The following is a 455-nucleotide window of genomic DNA, read 5'->3' as shown; positions in this document are numbered from 1 at the left end:
AGGTACTCCTTCTCGACCTCGCTGTCCTCGCCGATCAGCTGCTTGGCGACGCGGCCGTCCTGCGTCAGCACGAGCAGGCCGACCGAGTCGATGTCGAGCCGGCCGGCGGGGACGAGGCTCTTCAGGTGCTCGCGCAGGAAGCGCGTGCCGGAGCGGTCGCCGGGCCACTGGTTCGGCGGCGTCACCAGCACCACGGCGGGCTCGTAGCCGTCTTCCGCCTGGCCGCTGACGTAGCCCACCGGCTTGTTGACGAGCACGGTCACGCGCTGCGCCTGCTGGAAGCGGGCCCGGGCGTCGATGGTGATGCGCTGCTCGGCGACGACGCGCGAGCCGAGCTCGCTCACCACCTGGTCGTCGACGCGCACCCAGCCCTTGGCGATCCACTCGTCGGCCTCGCGCCGCGACGCCAGGCCGAGCTCGCTCATGCGCTTGGAGAGGCGCATGCTGCCGGGGGC

1 protein-coding gene is annotated in these 455 nt (G+C 72.3%); it reads right to left on the bottom strand.

Translation table 11 applies throughout. The features are described from left to right. Window positions 1-455 (bottom strand): S4 domain-containing protein (locus tag I6F37_RS39515; RefSeq protein ID WP_249795440.1); only part of this gene is annotated, 455 nt, incomplete at both ends.

Source organism: Bradyrhizobium sp. NBAIM08 (assembly GCF_020193935.1).
Classification (GTDB): domain Bacteria; phylum Pseudomonadota; class Alphaproteobacteria; order Rhizobiales; family Xanthobacteraceae; genus Bradyrhizobium; species Bradyrhizobium yuanmingense.
Note: the sequence above shows the minus strand (reverse complement) of the source record. Positions and strands in the feature narration are given on the sequence as shown.